The sequence below is a fragment of the Flavobacterium sp. genome (assembly GCF_965277525.1).
GTDB lineage: Bacteria > Bacteroidota > Bacteroidia > Flavobacteriales > Flavobacteriaceae > Flavobacterium.
This window is the reverse complement of record NZ_CBDIDC010000005.1, coordinates 842,160-860,990: the sequence shown is the minus strand read 5'-3', so window position 1 is coordinate 860,990 and position 18,831 is coordinate 842,160. Positions and strand designations below refer to the sequence as shown.

Genomic DNA, 18,831 nt, shown 5'->3' with positions numbered 1-18,831 from the left:
AAAACATATTTGTAATGAAAAATAAATATTTAATTTCCCTTTTTGTATGGTCATTACTTCTTTTTTATAGTTGTAATAATGAAGTTGAGATTCCAAAGTTAGCGTGTACGCAACCTGATTTAACAGTAAATCAGACGGTTCAGAAAGTTAAAGATCTTTCAGGTTCAGTGCCAAAGCAATTTAATTATAATGATATCGTTGAAGCTTATGTTGTCTCAAGCGATGAAGGTGGTAATTTTTTCAAGACGATTTCTTTTCAAACCCTGGCAACAAATAAAACACCTGCGATAGGGTTTAGTATTCCTGTTGATGTTTCGAACACGTATATCGATTTTCGTTTGGGGAACAAAGTCTATATAAAACTTAAAAATCAGTTTATAGATTTATATTTTGGAGGTTTACGAATCGGGAGTTTGTATGTGAGTAATGCCGGTGATCCAACTATTGGGAGGGTTTCTCAAATTGATTATAAAGATGTACTGAATGCTTCGTGTACGGTTATTGATGAAAGCCAGTTGGTTACATCTGTCTCTATTGAAGAAGCATTAAATGACGAGAAGCTAAATACTTTGATAGAGTTGACCGATGTACAATTTACCGAAGAAGCAATTGGGCGTCACTATTTTGAAGAATCAAATAATGTAGGGGGTTCAACCAATTGGAATTTGCGAGATAAAACAGGTAATCAGATTATTTTTAGAACAAGCAGCTACGCTAGTTTTGCCGGTCATATTATACCTGAAGGAAGCGGAAAGGTGAGAGGGATATTGACAAAATTCGGATCCGATTATCAGATGATGATCAGGTCAGAAAAAGATCTTGTAATGAACGGAAAAAGAACAGTTCCGTTTTTTGCAGAAGATTTTCAGTCTGTGAAGAACAATGTAAATTTTACGCTTGCGGGCTGGAGCAATATTGTAGAAAAGGCTTCAAAAATATGGAAAAGTATGTTGTATGCCGGAAATGGCTATGCAGAGTTTAATACAACAAGTACAACAGCTGCCGAAAATATTGCGTGGTTAATTACGCCTAAAATTAACATGAACGGTTATAAAAATGCGGTCTTATCTTTTAGAAGTGCGCAACATGATCTTAAAGTCGATTCGCCCTTAAATTCTTTAGAAGTTTATATCTCTGCTAATTTTGACGGATCAAATGTTACGAAGGCAAAATGGACAAAACTAACGGCAAATTTACCCTCTTTGTCAACGCCCACCCGTCAGTTTATAAGCTCCGGCGGAATAGATTTGTCAGCTTATTCAGGAAACATTCATATTGCATTTAAATATATAGGATCCGGTAAAGACAAAACCCTAAATGGTGCTTTTATGGTTGATGATGTTAAAATTTTCGGTGAAAAGTAAAGGTTTAAATTTTTAAAAACGGAATTAAAGTGTTGATTTTTAGATGATAGTTTAATAGTGTGTTGTTTTTAAGATTTAAACTGTTAAATTTTAATTGAATTTTGTATTTTGGTCATCCCAAATCAATACAAATACCACATGAAAACCTACTTTATCGCCATCATGATGATGGTTTTTCCATGCTTATTGCACAGTCAGGATCAAAATGCTCCTGTGAGATTAAAGCAAATCAACATTGTAAAAACAAATTACCAGAACTCTAAAGATGGTGAAATCGTAAATAAAACGGTTGTTTTTAAAGACGGAAAAATACAAACCATTACCACTTCAGATGTTGTTCAGCATTTCTTTTACAACACAAAAGGATTACTAGATATGACTGTTAAAGATAAGGTCGGAAGTGACTGGAAGGAGGTCGTAAATTATACTTATGATGCTGATAATAATATTACAAAATTCGTTAAAAAATATCAGGAAGGTAATGACTATATTACCAAAGTTGTGACTTTTTTCTATGAAGGAGCGAGAGTTAAAGTAATTACAAAAAAGAGTACCAATCACCAGAATGTGGTTGATGATATTGAATATATTGTAGAAAATGGCATTATTGTCAGACGTACTACAAGAGATAGAAACAAAGCAATTATTGGTAAAATTGAATATGTTTATGTCAATGATAATGTTATAAAACATAAAGGTCTGGTTGGAGATAAAATATCTAAAACCTATACTTTTGATGATAAAAAATCAGTAGATGCTTTAATTGTTCAGAGTTTGTTTGGTGATAATTATAAAGTAATTGTACCTATGATTTCTTATCATGAGGATGAGTTTAGCTTTGAAGCCATATCCTATAATAACGAAATGAATTTTAGTCCATCATCGACAATATTAGTGGGTGTGAGCAGAAAATACAAATACAACAAACTGAACTTTCCAATCTCTTGTTCTCAGATTGAAGAAAACGGAATTGTAAAAACAGAAAAGACTTTTATTTACGAATAATACAATCTTTCTAAAAGCACCTGAAACCATTTAAAAATTAAGTTTTGTTAAGATTAAATTCTTAGTATTCGTAGTTTTTAAATGGTTTGATTGTTTATACAGGTATTAATTTTCCAAATGGAACTTAAAAACGAAATTCTATAAGTGTTAGTACCTTACAAATCATTAAATTTGCATCTTATTCAAAGCTATGTTAGAAAAAGAAATTATAAATTTTGAGCGAACAGTCATTGTTGGTATTGTAACTCAAAATCAAAGTGAGGAAAAACTTAACGAATATCTGGATGAATTGGAGTTTTTGACTTTTACCGCAGGAGGTGAAGTGATAAAGCGCTTTTCGCAAAAAATGGAACGCCCAAATCCTAAGACTTTTGTTGGAACAGGGAAAATTGAAGAAATCAATCTTTTTGTAAAAGAAAACGACATATCTACTTTGGTGTTTGACGATGAATTATCTCCATCTCAACAGAAAAATATATCTAAAATTATAGACTGTAAAATCTTAGACAGAACGCACCTTATTCTGGATATTTTTGCTCAGAGAGCAGAGACATCTTATGCAAGAACGCAAGTAGAGTTAGCGCAATGTCAGTATTTATTGCCTAGACTTTCTGGTATGTGGACGCACCTGGAGCGCCAAAAAGGAGGTATTGGAATGCGCGGACCCGGAGAAACTGAAATTGAAACAGACAGACGTATCGTTCGTGACAGAATTGCACTCTTAAAAGAGAAAATAAAAACGATTGACAAACAAATGGGGGTGCAACGCAGTAATCGTGGCGCAATGGTTCGTGTAGCCCTGGTAGGATATACGAACGTTGGGAAATCAACCTTGATGAATGCAGTAGGTAAAAGTGATGTTTTTGTTGAGAATAAATTATTTGCAACTCTTGATACAACTGTTAGAAAGGTGGTGATTAAAAATTTACCTTTCTTATTATCAGATACGGTAGGTTTTATTAGAAAATTACCAACTCAATTGGTAGATTCTTTTAAGAGTACCTTAGATGAGGTTCGTGAAGCCGATTTGCTATTGCATGTCGTAGATATTTCGCATCCTGATTTTGAAGATCATATTGAATCTGTAAATCAAACGTTGTTAGAAATCAAAAGTAATGATAAACCAACGATTATGGTTTTTAATAAAATTGATGCCTACAAGCATTTGACTATTGATGAAGATGATCTGATTACCGAAAAAACAAGAAGACATTACACGCTTGAGGAATGGAAACAAACCTGGATGAGTAATGTTGGGCAGAACAAAGCATTATTTATTTCGGCTACCCAAAAAGAAAATTTTGAGGAATTTAGAGAAATAGTCTACGAAGCTGTTCGTCAGATTCATATCACAAGATTCCCTTATAATAAGTTTTTATATCCGGATTATAAGGATGCAATCGAAAAAGATGAAGAACAAGATGAGGAATAAATAAAATTTAACCGCAAAGAGCGCAAAGATTTTTATATTAAGTATTCTCAGAAAAACACAAAGTTCGCAAAGCTGTATTATGATATGGCTTTGCGAACTTTGTGTTTTTAAACCTTCACGTATAAAAATTCTGGCGTTCTTTACGGTTAAATATAATTCTTTTCCAGTTGCAGAATTAGAATCCGAAATTAACTCCTAAACCAAAAACTTCTCTGGTTTGAAGTCCCTTATAGGCGTTATCGTCATAAATAGCCTGGAAGGATAAATTAGCAGATAAAAATTTGTTTACTTTCATGATAATATTCAAAGAGTAATTGATGTCAATATTTTGAGGATCTTCTAAATAATTAGAATATAAGTTCAAAGTGTTTTCAGCCGTTACGTTAGTCATGATCGCCAATTTGTAGTAAATTGAAGCATAGAAACCCAGTTCGTAACGCATGGTTTTGTTAGCGTCTACACCAAAATAATCCCCATCTACATACGGTAAACCGGTTTTCTGATCGATTCCTGAGGTATACGCACCATCTACAAAAGTAAATTTAGAGGTTAAAGGTGCAAAGTTTATTTTTAGATTGTCATCTTTTGTCCAGTAAATACCGGGACCGGTAGTAAGATAACCCGGAGACATAAATTTAGTACTTTCGGTTCTAATTTCTTTTCCGTTTGCGTCCTGGCCATAAATATAACCTGTTGTAAATTGAGTTCTGAAATTCAGAAAGTAAGAGTAATACCATTGGCCAAAAGCTTTTTTACCTACTATAGAATTAAATTCCAGACGGTCATCTGTCTTTTTTCCAAAATCAGAATTTTTGGTTTGCAAAAGTCCATAAGAAGCTAAAACTTTATTGTCCCAGGTAAGATCGTTTTTTTTGTAATTAAAATCGTAGTTGATTCCCAGAGTTCCTGAAAAGCTATCTTCACCTCCGGCAATCCAGTTGTTAAAACTTGATTGATTTAGTAAAAGAGAAACTGTTCCTTTTGCTTTCCAGCCTTCTCCCTCGATTGTATCATTTATCTTTTTTACCGCTTTTTCAGTATTCTGAATTAATTCTTTTTCTGAATTTTGGGCTTGAACAAAAGTTAAGTTCGTTAAAATAAAAAGTAATAACGTTAGCTTTCTCATGGTATGTAGTTTAAATGTGTAATAACAAATATACTAAAAACCGTTAAAAGGTTTGGGAATTATTGCCCCTAAAAGAAAGTTATTTCTTAGATTCTTTGTACAGTGGTACTGCTGAACAAGCCTCTCCGTACATAATACTTCTTGCAAAAGGCTGCAAATAAGTGGCAGATAAAATATAAGCACGCGTTGGAACAGGTTTTTTGGAACAGCCCTTTATAATAACCGGTTTGTTTTTATAGGCAGAATAATCGAGCTTGCTTAAGATCTCTTCGTATAAACTGGCATCTAAATCTTCAATAGTTCCATTGACTACTTTTTTGGCGTAAGGCGCCAGTTGAATCGCCACCAAAATAGACGACCATGCAGGAACTATAGCATCTGTGCTACAATTTACAGCTACATACTGATCTTGATATTGGGACCAGTCGTGATTTTTTAAGTGTTCTCTAAAGTCTTTTTCTTTTAATAAAAACCCCTCTAAAAGCCATTGTGAAATGTCAATTTGCACACGTGCTCCTTTTGGATAATAATCCTCAAGATCAAAAACTTCTAAGGCACTATTGGCAACTTTATTGATAATTTCTTCCATATGTAAAGTCCTAAAGTCGAATGTCGAAAGTCATAAAGTTTGTTTCATTAAGACTTTATGACTTTCGGCTTTATGACTAATTTATAGCATTCCTAATTCTAATTTTGCTTCTTCGCTCATTAAATCTTTACTCCATGGCGGATCAAAAGTAATTTCAACATCAACATCTTTTATGTTTTCGATTGTTTTTACTTTTTCTTCTACTTCTCTTGGTAAACTTTCCGCAACCGGACAGTTTGGAGATGTTAATGTCATCAGGATTTTTACTTCATAATCCGTATTTACCATTACGTCATAAATCAATCCTAATTCGTAAATATCTACAGGAATCTCCGGATCGTAAATACTTTTTAAAACTTTTACAATTGATTCTCCTAATTCGTTTGTGTCTATTTCTTGTTCCATTTTTTTGTTTTTGTTTTTTTATTTTTTTGCCACGAATTTCACAAATTAGCACCAATTTTTTATGCTAAATAAAGATTCTTAATTCGTGTTGATTTGTGAAATTCGTGGCAGAAAAATTAATTCTTATTTTTTGAATCAAAAGCCAAAGCATACATTTTGATGTTTTTGATCATCGAAACCAACCCGTTTGCACGAGTAGCAGATAAATGTTCTTTTAGACCTATTTCATCAATAAATTGCGTATCAGCATTTATAATGTCTTCTGCTTTTTGATTGGAGAAAGCACGAATTAAAATGGCAATAATTCCTTTGGTTAAGATTGCATCACTATCAGCGGTAAATACAATTTTATCGTCTTTTTGCTCGCCCTGCAACCAAACTTTTGATTGGCAGCCTTTGATTAAATTTTCGTCTGTTTTATATTCTTCTTTGATTAACGGAAGACTTTTCCCTAATTCGATGATGTACTCATAACGTTGCATCCAATCATCAAACATCGAAAATTCTTCTATTATTTCGTTTTGTATTTCTTTTATTGTCATAATTATTCTTTCGTAAAATCAACCAGTAAATTTACCAATTTTTCTATTTCCTTAGGAGGATAACCATTGTCGAAACCCGGAGTTTCATATGTTTTCTGGTTATGAATTATCTTTAAATTCCCAATTGCAGCACCATCATGGAAGCGTTTTTCTGTTGGCCCTTTTAAAGTTGGAATATGCTCTAAATTAATTTTTGTAAACTCTGCTACAATCTGCTTCCATTTTGCATCACTTATTTTGCTTTCTACCGGCGGGGTATTTCTGCCATTGGTAACTGAAACTGTTTTATTTTGAACTAATATCACTTTATAAAGGCCTCTTGAAACTGCAGAATATTCCATTTGGGTTGTTGTCATATCGTTTGCTTTTTGGCTTGAACAACTCGTGGCAATGAAAATTGTTAAGAATAATAAGGATAATGTTCTCATAAAAAGTTTTTTAGCTTAACATGGTTTTCGCTTTCTTCACCGCTTCTACCATGACATCAATTTCTTCTATGGTATTGTAAAAAGAAAATGAAGCACGAATAGTTCCGGGAATGCAGAAAAAGTTCATGATAGGTTGTGCACAATGATGTCCTGTTCGAACTGCAATCCCTAATTTATCGATAATTGAACCAATATCATAAGGATGAATTCCGTCAATATTAAACGAAACTACAGAAGCTTTATTTTTTCCGGTTCCGTAAATTTTCAAACCTTCTATTTCTAACAGGCGTTTTGTAGCGTGTTCTAATAGTTTTTGTTCTTGTTTTTGAATGTTATGAAAACCAATGTTGTTTAAATAATCAACAGCAGTACCCAAAACAATTCCGCCCGCAATATTTGGAGTTCCGGCTTCAAATTTATGCGGAAGATCAGCATAAGTTGTTTTCTCGAAAGTAACTTCTTTGATCATTTCTCCACCACCCTGATAAGGAGGAAGCCTGTTTAACCACTCTTCTTTTCCATATAAAATTCCGGTTCCGGTCGGGCCACACATTTTATGACCGGAGAAAGCATAAAAATCACAATCTAAGTCCTGGACATCTGGCTTTAGATGCGGAACAGCCTGTGCGCCATCGATTAAAACAGCAGCCCCAACAGCGTGTGCTTTTTCGATTATAGATTTGATAGGATTAATAATCCCTAATGCATTCGAAATATGATTTACCGTTACAACTTTGGTTTTTTCTGAAAGTAAAGCATCAAAAGACTCCATAATCAGTTCGCCTTCTTCGTTCATCGGAATAACTTTTAAAGTTGCTCCCGTTTTTTCGCATAACATTTGCCAGGGCACAATATTACTATGATGTTCTAACGAGGAAACTACAACTTCGTCACCAGGTTTTAGAATTGAAGCAAAACCATTAGTTACCAGATTGATTCCATGCGTAGTTCCTGAAGTAAAAAGTACTTCATGAGAAAACTTCGCATTAATATGGTGTTGGATTTTTACCCTTGATATTTCGTATGCGTCTGTTGCCAATTGGCTTAGCGTATGTACACCACGATGAATGTTGGCATTTATTTCCTGATAGTATTTTGCCTCAGCATCGATCACAATTTGTGGTTTTTGTGACGTTGCTCCGTTGTCGAAATATACCAATGGTTTTCCGTTTACTTTTTCCGAAAGTATCGGAAAATCAGCTCTTATTTTTTGGATGTCTAACATGTCTTATTTAGAAAAATTCTATCTACAAAAGTACTAAAACTAAATTGGTTTATCCATCAAAACTATAATTTCCTTTTATAGCAGTATCAATCGAAGGTTAGATTATTAATTCTATAACATTAATTTAAGATTTGTAAATGATCTGAAATTTAAAATTTGAATTCGGTACTAATAACATGATTGTAAATTATTTATATTGCAGTAAAAATAATTGTCAAATATCATGAGGAAAATCATCAAATTACTTGCGCTTGTTTTACTAATTGTAGTTTTTTATTTGGGATTTACCACCTATCCAAAGCTAGAATTGATCTCTGGCTTTTCAGCCAAAAGTATTGCTTCAGGACATTTTTTAGATCATCGATCGAAAGAATTAATTGAGAAAGGTGATAATGATATTCCGTTAATGAATTTAGCAACTAATACGATTGATGAAGCCGGGAAATTTGTAACCTCTTCGGTTTATGGTTTAAAAGAGAGAAAAGCAATTTATCGGGACGGTTTAGGCGCCACTTTAATTGATGATAATTATGATATCTCGAAACCGTATCTACTTCCAAAACGAACTAAACGAATAAATAACCTTCCTTTTCCTTATGGAAATAACGAGCCAACGGATACATTGTTTTCGAATGTTGAATATTCGAAATTAAAGAAAGCTGTTGACAATTCGTTTGATAAAAACGGCGGGAAAGCAAAACGTACACGAGCGGTTGTCGTTTTGTATAAAGATAAATTGATTGCTGAAAAATACGATACGGGATTTAATAAAGAGAGTAAAATTTTGGGATGGTCCATGACTAAAAGCATCCTAAATTCAGCTTTTGGAGTTTTGGCCAAACAAGGTAAAATTGATATTTACAAACCGGCACCAATTGCGGAATGGAAAAATGATGATCGTCAAATTATTACTATCAATGATTTGCTGCACATGAATTCCGGATTAGAATGGGAAGAGAATTACAGTAAAATTTGTGATGCGACAATAATGCTTTTTCAATCCGGAGACATGGCAAAAGTACAACGTGAAAAACCGGCTCAGTTTAAACCCAACACACATTGGAATTATTCATCTGGAACAACTAATTTATTATCCGGAATTTTAAAAAGTCAGTTTAAAACCCAACAGGAATATCTTGATTTTTGGTACAGCGCCGTAATCGATAAAATCGGAATGAATTCGATGATTGTCGAACAGGATATGGCGGGAACTTTTGTGGGTTCGTCTTATGCCTGGGCAACGGCTCGCGACTGGTCTAAATTTGGATTATTGTATCTCCATAAAGGAAACTGGAACGGAGAACAAATTCTGGATGAAAGCTGGGTAAAATATTCTGCAACGCCAACCAATACTTCTAAAGGAGCTTATGGAGCACAATTTTGGCTAAACGCCGGAGGGAAATTCCCGGATGTTCCTCGTGATATGTTTTATTGCAGCGGATATCAAGGTCAAATGGTAGCGATTATTCCGTCTCTGGATATGGTAATCGTAAGAATGGGATTAAAAGAAGAAGATCAGGGATTTGATTTTAATGGTTTTTTGAAGGGGATAATTGCTTCAATCAAAAAATAAATTTAACCGCAAAGAACGCAAGGTATAAAAGCGCAAAGTTCGCAAAGTTTAATAATAAACCTTTGCGAACTTTGCGAAACCTTTGTGTCTTTGCGGTAAAACTAAACTACAAATCAAATCCTAAATTCACGCCTAATTTTGTAGCAATGATTTTAGTAATACGTTGTTTCAATTCCGGTATTTTAATGCTTTCGATAACAGCATTCGAGAATGCGTACATCAATAAAGCTTTAGCTTCTTTTTTCGGGATTCCACGAGATTGCATGTAGAACATTGCAGTTTCGTCGAGTTGTCCTACGGTACAACCGTGAGAACATTTTACGTCATCAGCAAAAATTTCTAATTGAGGTTTAGCATTGATTGTCGCTTTGTCACTCAATAAAATATTGTTGCTTTTTTGGAAAGCATTTGTTTTTTGAGCTTCTTTTTCTACCAACACTTTTCCGTTGAAAACTCCTGTTGAGCGATCAGAGAAAATTCCTTTATAATCCTGGAAACTTTCGCAATTTGGCGTTGCATGGTTTACCAAAGTATAATGATCAACGTGTTGTTTTTCGCCAATAATAGTGATTCCGTTTAGCGTACTGGTTAATCTTTCACCAAAGTGGTAAAAGTTCAAATTGTTACGCGTTAGATTTCCTCCAAACGAAAAAGTATGCACGTAAACGTGACTTTCCTGTTGTTGAGAAACGTAAGTATTGTCGATTAAATTTGCCTCGATATTATCGTTTTGAATTTTGTAATGATCTACAATAGCGCGTTTTTGAGCAAAAATCTCTGTAACCGAATTGGTTAAAACTGGATTTTCATTCAAACTCTGGTGACGTTCGATGATCTGAACATGAGAATTCTCTCCAACAATAATCAAATTTCTAGGCTGAACCAATAAAGCAGCTTCGTTTCCTGTAGAGAAATACATGATTTCAATTGGTTTATCAGCGACTTTCTTTTGCGGAATATTGATAAAAGCTCCTTCACTTGCAAAAGCAGTATTCAACGAAGTCAAACTTTCGTCTTTGCTGGCAATCTGGTTGAAGTATTTATCGATAACCATTTTATATTTTGGTTTGGTCAATGCCGATGACATCAGGCAAACGTCGATTCCGTCATGTGTAGTAGAAGACAAATGTGAACTAAAAACACCATCGATAAACACTAATTTATAAGTGTCGATTTCGTGTAAAAAGTATTTTTTTACCTGATTAAATTCGATTGCATTTTCCTGCTTAGGAAAAACCGTAAAGTCATTTTTTAAGATGGCATTTAGCGATGTGTATTTCCAAGCTTCTTCTTTTTTGGTTGGGAAACCTTTATTTTCAAAGTTCTTTAAAGCATTTGTGCGTATGTCATGTAAATCTGAATGTACATCGACACGCTCTTCAAAAGCCATAAAAGACGATACTAATTTTTCTTTTAAATCCATTGTTCTTTTTAGTCTTAAAGTCGAAAGTCGAAAGTCGAAAGACTCAGGATTGTCGACTGTTTTGCCAAAGGTCAAAATTTAAAGCATAAAGTTTGCAACTTTATGACTTTCGACTTTATAACTTTGGGCTCAAATATTTAATAAAACCACTTAATAATTTCGATATTTCTGTTATCGATTCTAAAAGTGTTTCGAATTCTTCTTTAATAATGTATTCTAGATCAAATGCTAAATATAATTGAGAACGAACTTCTCCTGCTGATGCTTTTGCTACATATAAAAAGTAAATAAACTCTTTGTCTGTATTTCTCTCAAAGTCTTCTGCTATATTTGATGATATAGAAATTGATGCCCGTCTAATTTGTCTAACGAAATCGAAGTCTTTTTTAAAATTGGAATTTTCAGTAGCGAGATATATTTTCTTGTTGAAAATTCTAGATTTTTGCCAGGAATTTATTTCTTCAAAAGATTTAAATTTACTCATGCTCTACTTTTGACTTTATGACTTTAGACTTTCAGACTGTATTAATTCTCCGCTTTAATCCAGTCGTATCCTTTTTCTTCTAATTCGTAAGCCAATTCTTTTCCGCCTGATTTTACAATTCTTCCGTTGTAAAGAACGTGAACGAAATCCGGAACGATGTAATCTAACAAACGTTGGTAGTGCGTGATCACGATAATTGCGTTTTTCTCGCTTTTCAATTTGTTAACTCCATTAGCCACAATTCTTAAAGCGTCGATGTCAAGACCGGAATCGGTTTCGTCAAGGATGGCTAATTTTGGTTCTAACATTGCCATTTGGAAAATCTCATTTCTTTTTTTCTCTCCACCAGAAAAACCTTCGTTTAAAGAACGTGATAAAAATTTACGGTCGATTTCTAATAATTCAGATTTCTCACGAATTACTTTTAGCATTTCGTTCGCTGGCATTTCGGCCTGACCGTTTGCTTTACGAGTTTCGTTGATGGCCGTTTTCATGAAGTTTGTAACACTTACTCCAGGAATTTCTACAGGATATTGAAAAGAAAGGAAAACTCCTTTGTGTGCTCTTTCTTCAGGAGCAAGATCAGCAAGATCTTCTCCATCAAGGAAAACGGCTCCATCAGTAACTTCGTAGTTTTCGTTTCCGGCAATTACAGCCGAAAGTGTACTTTTTCCGGAACCATTAGGTCCCATGATAGCGTGTACTTCGCCAGCTTTAACTTCTATATTAATTCCTTTTAGGATTTCTTTATCACCAATTGAGGCGTGAAGGTTTTTTATTGATAACATTGTTTTTTTTATTTTATATAAATGTCAATTCTATTTTTGTTGTTTGGTTTAGGATGTTAGCATTAAAATGCGCGTGTCCTAAATATTCCATGCCTAAATAATCGGCTGATTTTTTGAACGGGATATAAAAACTTTCTTCAATTTCATTGTCGTGTGAATTTGATATCACGCCAATTTTCTTTCCTCTAAGTTTTCTTCCGGTTTCTTTTTCAATTCGGATTAAATCCGAAAAACGATCAAAGAAAACTTTCATGATTCCACTCATATTGTACCAATATATGGGCGTTGCAAAAATTAAAGTGTCGTACTTTTCGAGTATTCCTTTTATCAGGGGCAAAAAATCGTCTTCTCTGTTTTTGCTTTCGTAATCATAATGAGAAATATTATAATCACTTAAATTAATTATGTCTATTCCGGTTTCTTTAGAAATTTCATCTACAATTCTGGTTGTGTTTCCGTTTTTTCTGGCTGAACCTAAAATGATTACTTTCTTACCTTCCATTTCGCAATTAACCTACAGATCCTTCTAAAGAAATCTCTAATAATTTTTGAGCTTCAACAGCAAATTCCATTGGCAATTTGTTCAATACATCTTTGCTGAAACCATTTACAATTAAGGCAATCGCTTTTTCAGTTGGGATACCTCTTTGGTTGCAATAAAAAACCTGATCTTCTCCAATTTTACTTGTAGTGGCTTCGTGTTCTATTTTTGCTGATGGATTTTTACTTTCGATATAAGGGAAAGTATGCGCCCCGCAGTTATTACCCATTAAAAGAGAATCGCATTGCGAAAAGTTTCTTGCATTTTCAGCTCTAGGGCTAATTTGTACTAATCCACGGTAGCTGTTTTGTGATTTACCAGCCGAGATACCTTTAGAAATAATAGTCGATTTAGTGTTTTTACCTAAATGGATCATTTTCGTTCCTGTATCAGCTTGTTGGTAATTATTGGTAACGGCGATTGAATAAAATTCTCCTACCGAATTGTCTCCTTTAAGTACACAAGAAGGATATTTCCAGGTTACAGCAGAACCAGTTTCAACTTGTGTCCATGAAATTTTAGCGTTTGTTTCGCATAAACCTCTTTTGGTAACGAAGTTATAAACGCCACCTTTTCCTTCTTTGTTTCCAGGAAACCAGTTTTGAACTGTAGAATATTTAATTTCGGCATCATCCAAAGCAATTAGTTCAACTACAGCAGCGTGCAATTGATTTTCGTCACGACTTGGAGCGGTACAACCTTCAAGGTAGGATACGTAGCTTCCTTCATCAGCAATAACAAGAGTTCTTTCAAACTGTCCTGTTCCTGCCTGATTGATTCTGAAATAAGTTGAAAGTTCCATTGGGCAACGAACGCCTTTTGGAATATAACAGAAACTTCCGTCAGAGAAAACCGCTGAGTTTAATGCTGCATAGAAGTTGTCTTTTTGAGGTACAACGCTTCCTAAATATTTACGCACTAATTCAGGATGTTCTTTTATAGCTTCTGAAATCGGGCAGAAAATAATTCCTTTTTCTCCTAAAGTTTTTTTGAAAGTAGTAGCTACAGAAACAGAATCGACCACAATATCCATAGCGACATTGTTCATCATTTTTTGTTCATCAACAGAGATACCTAACTTTTTGTACATTTCAAGAAGTTCCGGATCTACATCATCCAAAGTTTTATTTGGATCTACTTGTTTTGGAGCTGAATAATAAGAAATTGCCTGAAAATCCGGCTTTACATAATGAACATTTGCCCATTCCGGTTCGATCATTTCTTTCCATGCGCGAAAAGCTTCGATACGCCAGTCGGTCATCCATTGAGGTTCTTCTTTTTTAAGAGAAATAGCTCTCACGATATCTTCGTTTAAGCCAATAGGGAATGTCTCCGATTCTATATCAGTATAAAATCCGTATTCGTATTCTTTGGTTTCGAGTTCGATTTTTAAATCGTCTTCAGTGTATTTTGACATTTTTTAGTTTTTTAAAACGCTTAAAAGTTAAGTTTTTAAGCGTTTAAATTTTTGCTTTTTAGACTTTACTTTATAGCGAAAAAGATTCCCCGCAACCACAAGTTCTGCTTGCATTTGGATTGTTGAACACAAAACCTTTTCCGTTTAATCCACCTGAGAACTCAAGAATTGTTCCGGCTAAATATAGAAATGATTTTTTTTCAACTGCAATCGTTATGTCGTTGTCTACAAATATTTTATCGTCGTCGCCTTTGGCTTTGTCAAATTTTAAATCATAAGACAAACCAGAGCATCCGCCACTTTTCACGCCTACTCTTACGTAGTCATGTGCAGCATCAAAACCATCATCTTTCATCAAGTCGATGATTTTCTTTTTGGCTGTATCAGAAACTTTTATCATTGTTTATGGTATTTGTTTTTGCATTCATTTGAATTTGCATTCAAAACAGTAATTAAATGATTATATTTTAAAGTGCTGTCTTTCAATGTTGAAATGAAATTATCTGCAAAGATACGACTTAAAAACCTTTTTCCATAACGCTTCACATTATTATAACAAATGTTAAAATAGATATTAGTTATATCAATAAAATATAAGACAACAATGTTCAACTTTTATATAAATAATAGGGGAGTTCAAAGTAATTTGATAATAGTTAAAGAAAAATTTATTTAATAATTTGATTTTTGATTTTGAGAACAATAAATAACATAATAATAGTGGGACGGTAGCTTTTAAAGTGAAATTTTTAGCATAAAGAAATTGTATTTCCTAGCTTTGTTACCATATTACAAATTTACTCTCATGAAATTATACCCAATAGAATCCGGAAATTTTAAGTTAGATGGCGGTGCTATGTTTGGTGTTGTGCCCAAAACAATCTGGAATAAAACGAATCCGGCCGATGCCAATAACTTAATCGATATTGCTGCACGTTGTTTGCTTATTGAAGATGGAAACCGACTGATTTTGATTGATACCGGAATGGGAAATAAACAATCTGAAAAATTCTTTGGTTATTACTCGCTTTGGGGATCACATTCTATTGATAAATCATTGGCGGAATATGGTTTTAGCCGGGATGATATTACAGATGTTTTTATGACACACTTGCATTTTGATCATTGTGGTGGAAGTGTACAATGGAATTCAGACAAAACTTTTTATGAGCCGGCTTTTAAAAATGCTAGGTTTTGGACAAACGAGAATCATTGGGAATGGGCTATAAAACCGAATGCTCGTGAGAAAGCGTCTTTTTTGTCTGAAAATATTTTACCAATGCAGGAAAGCGGACAATTGAATTTTATAAACCGTCCTGATGCTGATTTTGGTTTTTCTGAAGAAATGAATTTCGGAATTTATTATGTTGATGGCCATACCGAAAAGCAAATGATTCCGCATATTCAATATCAGGATAAAACCATTGTTTTTTGTGCCGATTTGTTAGCTACAGCTGGACATATTCCGTTACCGTATGTTATGGGTTATGATACAAGACCTTTATTGACAATGCCGGAGAAATCAAAATTTTTGAATGCAGCGGCAGATAATAACTATTATTTGTTTTTAGAGCACGATGCGCACAATCAGATTATAACGGTAGAACATACAGAAAAAGGTGTTCGATTGAAAGACGTTTTTACTTGCGAAGATATTCTTTAGAAGATGATTTAAAACATAAAAAAATCCCGTTTTCAAATATTTGTGAAAACGGGATTTTAGTTTAACTATATATGACTTATTCTACAATCACTTTTCTAGCCGAAGCAGCATCTTGATTGATTAAGTATACATAATAAATTCCTTTTGGAAGACCAGATAAATTAATTGTACTATCGGTATTACTTGAATTTAATCTAACTGATTTTACAAGTTGTCCTAATGCATTATAAACGTCTGCTTTTTCTAAGCTAACATTTTTAATGTTTAAAACACCTTTAGTCGGATTAGGGTAAACTACCGCTTTATCAAAAACAGAATCTTCAATTCCTAAAGTAGAACAATTTGAAGAAAAAACGGTTGTTGCGTCTTTTCTTTGTGTCCAATTTGTATTTGAATAATTTTCATCATCAACCTGTATGCATTTTAATAAAGAGTTTCCTTTAAAATCAAGAGTTATTGATCTATCGTTAATTGATTTATTGTTTCCGTTTTTTAAATTTAAAGTTACAAGATTGTTATTGTTACCATTGAAACCTACCAAAAGTATATTTTTAGAGAGATCTAAGTTTGCTAATTGGTTAGAAGACGAGTTTAAACTAGTTAAAGCCACATTTTTAGAAACATCTAAAGAGGTTAATTTATTTGCAGAACAGTTTAAATAAGCTAATGACAAGTTTTTAGATACATCAATGTTTTTTAATTGATTTGAAGAACAATCTAAGTCTGTCAAAGCTTTAAAATCCTGAATTCCTGTTAAATCGGTAATAAAGCTGGATCTTATGTATAAATATGGAACATTTATAATACTTGCAGTTGCTACTTTTCCATTTTTTCCATCTTTATCAATTTCCATAGAAATTAGTTTGTCCTCAAATTTAGAATCGGGAATTAAGGTATAAGGTGTACAGTCATTATTATAACTAGCAGTATTGTCTTTGTAAGTTGCCCATTTAGTTTTGGAATATTCCTGATCATCTACTTGTATACAAGTTAATGCAAGGTTAGAAGTGAAATCTCCTGTTACCAAAAGTGTGTTCTTACCATTTTTCAAATTCAGTTTTTCCAAATTATTGTTCTTACAATTAATGTTAGTCAAATTTAGATTTTTAGAAAAATCTAAATTTACTAATTGGTTTGAAGAACAGTTTAAGGTTTTCAAAGCTGTAAAATCTTGAATTCCTGTTAAATCGGCAATAGAACTAGAAGACACATCAAGAGAGGTAATAACTGAAATACTAGATGTTGCAACTATTCCATTTTTTCCGTCTTTATCAATTTTTAATACGATTAATTTGTCTTCAAAATTGCTATCAGGTATTGTAGTGTAAGTCGGGCAATCAGAAGTATATGAAAATCTCACCCCAGCATCAGCGTAAAAAGAGCTTTCATTATTTGAAGTATTTTTGTCTAACTGAACACAGGTTAGATTTGGATTTCTTCGCATATTCGCATAAGCAAATAATCCATAGATATTACCATTTTTTAGGTTAACACTTAAAAGTTGATTGTCATTGCAGTATAACGTTCTCATATCTGTATTTTTAGAAACATCCAAAACAGCTATTTGGTTATAATCACAATAAAAATAGCTGAGTTCTTTATTTTTGGAAACATCTAAAGCAGTCAATTTATTATTATTACAAAGAAACTCACCTAAATCTATGTTTTTAGAAACATCTAAAGAAGTCAAAGAATTATGCTCACAGATAAATTTTCTAAGCAAAGTATTCTTGGTTACATTTAAATTTGTCAATTGGTTGTAGGAACAATTAAGGTATGTTAAAGATATGAACTCTTCAATCCCAGTCAGGTCTTTAATTTTAAGGCCAGTAACATCTAAACTTGTCAAAGAACTAATTTTTGGAGTTACAATTATAGCTCCGTTTACTTCATCGTCGAGAGCAAGATTGACTAATTTTTGTTCAAAATTTGCATCAGGAATTAAAGTGTATTTTACTCCACAAAAAGGGACATAATTTGCGGTATCGTCTTTTTTTGTAGGCCAATTGGCATTAGAATAATACCAAACATCAACTACAATGCAATCTAAGTTAGGATTTATTGTGAAATCAATATAAGTTAACAAAGTATTATTTTTGTTATGCAAATTTAAATAAGATAAATTGTTATTATTACAGCTAAATTCCGTTAGTTTCGGGCATTTAGAAACATCTAAAGTCGTTATTTGATTATACGCGCAAGACAGAATTGTTAGTTTTGGACTGTTTAAATCTAAACTTGTTAATTGATTTCTCTCGCATTCTAATCGGGTTAGATTAACATTTTTAGAAACATTTAAAAGGGTTAATTTATTATATGCACAATTAACTATCGTTAAAGCAATATTTTTAGAAAGGTCTAAGCTGTTAATTTCGTTTTGTTTGCAAGATAAATTAGTAAGTGATGTACTTCTCGAAACATCTAGACTCTTTATTTGGTTTTCTTCACAAGATACAGAAGTTAAGGCTGTGTTTTTATCAAGATTTAAGGCTTTTAGTTGATTTCTTTTACAATCTAAAATAGTTAAAACGGTATTTTTAGAAAGATTTAAGTTGACTAATTGATTTGAGGAACAATTTAAAGTAATCAATCTTACAAAATCTTCAATTCCAGTTAAGTCTTTAATAGAGCTTGATGAAACATCCAGAGAAGTAAGTGAAGCAATTCTTGAAGTGAGAATCTGCCCGTCAGCCATTCCAGAATCTATTCCTAAACGAATTAATTTGTTTTCAAAATTAATATCAGGAATAGAAGTGTACTGCTGTGCATAAAGAGAAAAATTTGCCAATAATAGCAAGAAGAGTAGTTTTGTTTTCATAGACAATT

The 18,831-nt window shown here is 33.1% G+C and carries 18 protein-coding genes; 5 read left to right on the top strand and 13 right to left on the bottom strand.

The annotated features are described in order from the left end of the window. Positions 1 to 14 precede the first annotated feature (14 nt). The 3 genes from ACQY44_RS12030 to hflX all read left to right on the top strand — a co-directional run bounded on the left by ACQY44_RS12030 (position 15) and on the right by hflX (position 3,801). On the top strand, positions 15 to 1,364 hold the full coding sequence (locus tag ACQY44_RS12030) for a DUF5689 domain-containing protein (protein WP_428230587.1): 1,350 nt from the start codon (positions 15 to 17) through the stop codon (positions 1,362 to 1,364). A gap of 138 nt (positions 1,365 to 1,502) precedes the next feature. After that, positions 1,503 to 2,369 carry a hypothetical protein gene (locus ACQY44_RS12025; RefSeq protein WP_428230586.1) on the top strand — a complete coding sequence of 289 codons (867 nt, stop codon included), beginning with the start codon at positions 1,503 to 1,505 and terminating at the stop codon, positions 2,367 to 2,369. 190 nt (positions 2,370 to 2,559) lie between these two features. Then, complete coding sequence (hflX, locus tag ACQY44_RS12020; protein ID WP_428230585.1) at positions 2,560 to 3,801, top strand: GTPase HflX; 1,242 nt, start codon at positions 2,560 to 2,562, stop codon at positions 3,799 to 3,801. 175 nt (positions 3,802 to 3,976) lie between these two features. Here the strand turns inward: hflX and ACQY44_RS12015 are convergent, their stop codons facing one another. The 6 genes from ACQY44_RS12015 to ACQY44_RS11990 all read right to left on the bottom strand — a co-directional run bounded on the left by ACQY44_RS12015 (position 3,977) and on the right by ACQY44_RS11990 (position 8,116). Beyond that, positions 3,977 to 4,927 carry a DUF3078 domain-containing protein gene (locus ACQY44_RS12015; RefSeq protein WP_428230584.1) on the bottom strand — a complete coding sequence of 317 codons (951 nt, stop codon included), beginning with the start codon at positions 4,925 to 4,927 and terminating at the stop codon, positions 3,977 to 3,979. 79 nt (positions 4,928 to 5,006) lie between these two features. Beyond that, a complete protein-coding gene (locus ACQY44_RS12010; protein WP_428230583.1) occupies positions 5,007 to 5,516 on the bottom strand; it encodes a DUF2480 family protein in 510 nt (169 codons plus the stop codon). An 81-nt stretch (positions 5,517 to 5,597) separates the two neighbouring features. Beyond that, positions 5,598 to 5,921 carry an SUF system Fe-S cluster assembly protein gene (locus tag ACQY44_RS12005; protein WP_055097577.1) on the bottom strand — a complete coding sequence of 108 codons (324 nt, stop codon included), beginning with the start codon at positions 5,919 to 5,921 and terminating at the stop codon, positions 5,598 to 5,600. Positions 5,922 to 6,037: 116 nt separating this feature from the next. Continuing rightward, complete coding sequence (locus tag ACQY44_RS12000; protein WP_271337696.1) at positions 6,038 to 6,463, bottom strand: SufE family protein; 426 nt, start codon at positions 6,461 to 6,463, stop codon at positions 6,038 to 6,040. Between the two features lie 2 nt (positions 6,464 to 6,465). Then, positions 6,466 to 6,891 carry a hypothetical protein gene (locus ACQY44_RS11995; protein ID WP_428230582.1) on the bottom strand — a complete coding sequence of 142 codons (426 nt, stop codon included), beginning with the start codon at positions 6,889 to 6,891 and terminating at the stop codon, positions 6,466 to 6,468. Between the two features lie 10 nt (positions 6,892 to 6,901). Beyond that, positions 6,902 to 8,116, bottom strand: coding sequence for an aminotransferase class V-fold PLP-dependent enzyme (locus ACQY44_RS11990; RefSeq protein WP_428230581.1), 1,215 nt, complete (start codon positions 8,114 to 8,116; stop codon positions 6,902 to 6,904). Between the two features lie 223 nt (positions 8,117 to 8,339). On the opposite strand from ACQY44_RS11990, the gene ACQY44_RS11985 reads away from it, so the two are divergent. Beyond that, the gene (locus ACQY44_RS11985) at positions 8,340 to 9,689 is read left to right on the top strand and encodes a serine hydrolase domain-containing protein (protein WP_428230580.1); all 1,350 of its coding nucleotides are present in this window, start codon (positions 8,340 to 8,342) and stop codon (positions 9,687 to 9,689) included. Positions 9,690 to 9,795: 106 nt separating this feature from the next. Here the strand turns inward: ACQY44_RS11985 and sufD are convergent, their stop codons facing one another. The 6 genes from sufD to ACQY44_RS11955 form a co-directional block, all read right to left on the bottom strand. Continuing rightward, entirely contained in the window at positions 9,796 to 11,112 is a 1,317-nt protein-coding gene (gene sufD, locus ACQY44_RS11980) for a Fe-S cluster assembly protein SufD (protein ID WP_428230579.1), read from the bottom strand. Between the two features lie 115 nt (positions 11,113 to 11,227). After that, positions 11,228 to 11,596 carry a four helix bundle protein gene (locus ACQY44_RS11975; protein WP_428230578.1) on the bottom strand — a complete coding sequence of 123 codons (369 nt, stop codon included), beginning with the start codon at positions 11,594 to 11,596 and terminating at the stop codon, positions 11,228 to 11,230. A gap of 41 nt (positions 11,597 to 11,637) precedes the next feature. Beyond that, positions 11,638 to 12,384: a Fe-S cluster assembly ATPase SufC gene (gene sufC, locus ACQY44_RS11970; protein WP_132032515.1), complete on the bottom strand. Its 747-nt coding sequence runs from the start codon at positions 12,382 to 12,384 to the stop codon at positions 11,638 to 11,640. A gap of 13 nt (positions 12,385 to 12,397) precedes the next feature. Beyond that, the gene (locus ACQY44_RS11965) at positions 12,398 to 12,886 is read right to left on the bottom strand and encodes a flavodoxin family protein (RefSeq protein ID WP_428230577.1); all 489 of its coding nucleotides are present in this window, start codon (positions 12,884 to 12,886) and stop codon (positions 12,398 to 12,400) included. 7 nt (positions 12,887 to 12,893) lie between these two features. After that, positions 12,894 to 14,342 carry a Fe-S cluster assembly protein SufB gene (gene sufB, locus ACQY44_RS11960; protein ID WP_395353244.1) on the bottom strand — a complete coding sequence of 483 codons (1,449 nt, stop codon included), beginning with the start codon at positions 14,340 to 14,342 and terminating at the stop codon, positions 12,894 to 12,896. Between the two features lie 70 nt (positions 14,343 to 14,412). Further along, complete coding sequence (locus ACQY44_RS11955) at positions 14,413 to 14,742, bottom strand: HesB/IscA family protein (protein WP_065451634.1); 330 nt, start codon at positions 14,740 to 14,742, stop codon at positions 14,413 to 14,415. A gap of 405 nt (positions 14,743 to 15,147) precedes the next feature. On the opposite strand from ACQY44_RS11955, the gene ACQY44_RS11950 reads away from it, so the two are divergent. Beyond that, complete coding sequence (locus ACQY44_RS11950) at positions 15,148 to 16,005, top strand: MBL fold metallo-hydrolase (protein WP_428230576.1); 858 nt, start codon at positions 15,148 to 15,150, stop codon at positions 16,003 to 16,005. A 76-nt stretch (positions 16,006 to 16,081) separates the two neighbouring features. On the opposite strand, the gene ACQY44_RS11945 is transcribed toward ACQY44_RS11950, so the two are convergent. Next, positions 16,082 to 18,823 (bottom strand): T9SS type A sorting domain-containing protein, encoded by a 2,742-nt coding sequence (locus ACQY44_RS11945; protein ID WP_428230575.1) that lies wholly within the window; start codon positions 18,821 to 18,823, stop codon positions 16,082 to 16,084. Positions 18,824 to 18,831: the final 8 nt, after the last annotated feature.

Coding starts and splice junctions, on each gene's coding strand:
- ACQY44_RS12030 (WP_428230587.1), top strand. CDS start 15: ATGAAAAATAAATATTTAATTTCCCTTTTTGTATGGTCATTACTTCTT.
- ACQY44_RS12025 (WP_428230586.1), top strand. CDS start 1,503: ATGAAAACCTACTTTATCGCCATCATGATGATGGTTTTTCCATGCTTA.
- hflX (WP_428230585.1), top strand. CDS start 2,560: ATGTTAGAAAAAGAAATTATAAATTTTGAGCGAACAGTCATTGTTGGT.
- ACQY44_RS12015 (WP_428230584.1), bottom strand. CDS start 4,927: ATGAGAAAGCTAACGTTATTACTTTTTATTTTAACGAACTTAACTTTT.
- ACQY44_RS12010 (WP_428230583.1), bottom strand. CDS start 5,516: ATGGAAGAAATTATCAATAAAGTTGCCAATAGTGCCTTAGAAGTTTTT.
- ACQY44_RS12005 (WP_055097577.1), bottom strand. CDS start 5,921: ATGGAACAAGAAATAGACACAAACGAATTAGGAGAATCAATTGTAAAA.
- ACQY44_RS12000 (WP_271337696.1), bottom strand. CDS start 6,463: ATGACAATAAAAGAAATACAAAACGAAATAATAGAAGAATTTTCGATG.
- ACQY44_RS11995 (WP_428230582.1), bottom strand. CDS start 6,891: ATGAGAACATTATCCTTATTATTCTTAACAATTTTCATTGCCACGAGT.
- ACQY44_RS11990 (WP_428230581.1), bottom strand. CDS start 8,116: ATGTTAGACATCCAAAAAATAAGAGCTGATTTTCCGATACTTTCGGAA.
- ACQY44_RS11985 (WP_428230580.1), top strand. CDS start 8,340: ATGAGGAAAATCATCAAATTACTTGCGCTTGTTTTACTAATTGTAGTT.
- sufD (WP_428230579.1), bottom strand. CDS start 11,112: ATGGATTTAAAAGAAAAATTAGTATCGTCTTTTATGGCTTTTGAAGAG.
- ACQY44_RS11975 (WP_428230578.1), bottom strand. CDS start 11,596: ATGAGTAAATTTAAATCTTTTGAAGAAATAAATTCCTGGCAAAAATCT.
- sufC (WP_132032515.1), bottom strand. CDS start 12,384: ATGTTATCAATAAAAAACCTTCACGCCTCAATTGGTGATAAAGAAATC.
- ACQY44_RS11965 (WP_428230577.1), bottom strand. CDS start 12,886: ATGGAAGGTAAGAAAGTAATCATTTTAGGTTCAGCCAGAAAAAACGGA.
- sufB (WP_395353244.1), bottom strand. CDS start 14,342: ATGTCAAAATACACTGAAGACGATTTAAAAATCGAACTCGAAACCAAA.
- ACQY44_RS11955 (WP_065451634.1), bottom strand. CDS start 14,742: ATGATAAAAGTTTCTGATACAGCCAAAAAGAAAATCATCGACTTGATG.
- ACQY44_RS11950 (WP_428230576.1), top strand. CDS start 15,148: ATGAAATTATACCCAATAGAATCCGGAAATTTTAAGTTAGATGGCGGT.
- ACQY44_RS11945 (WP_428230575.1), bottom strand. CDS start 18,823: ATGAAAACAAAACTACTCTTCTTGCTATTATTGGCAAATTTTTCTCTT.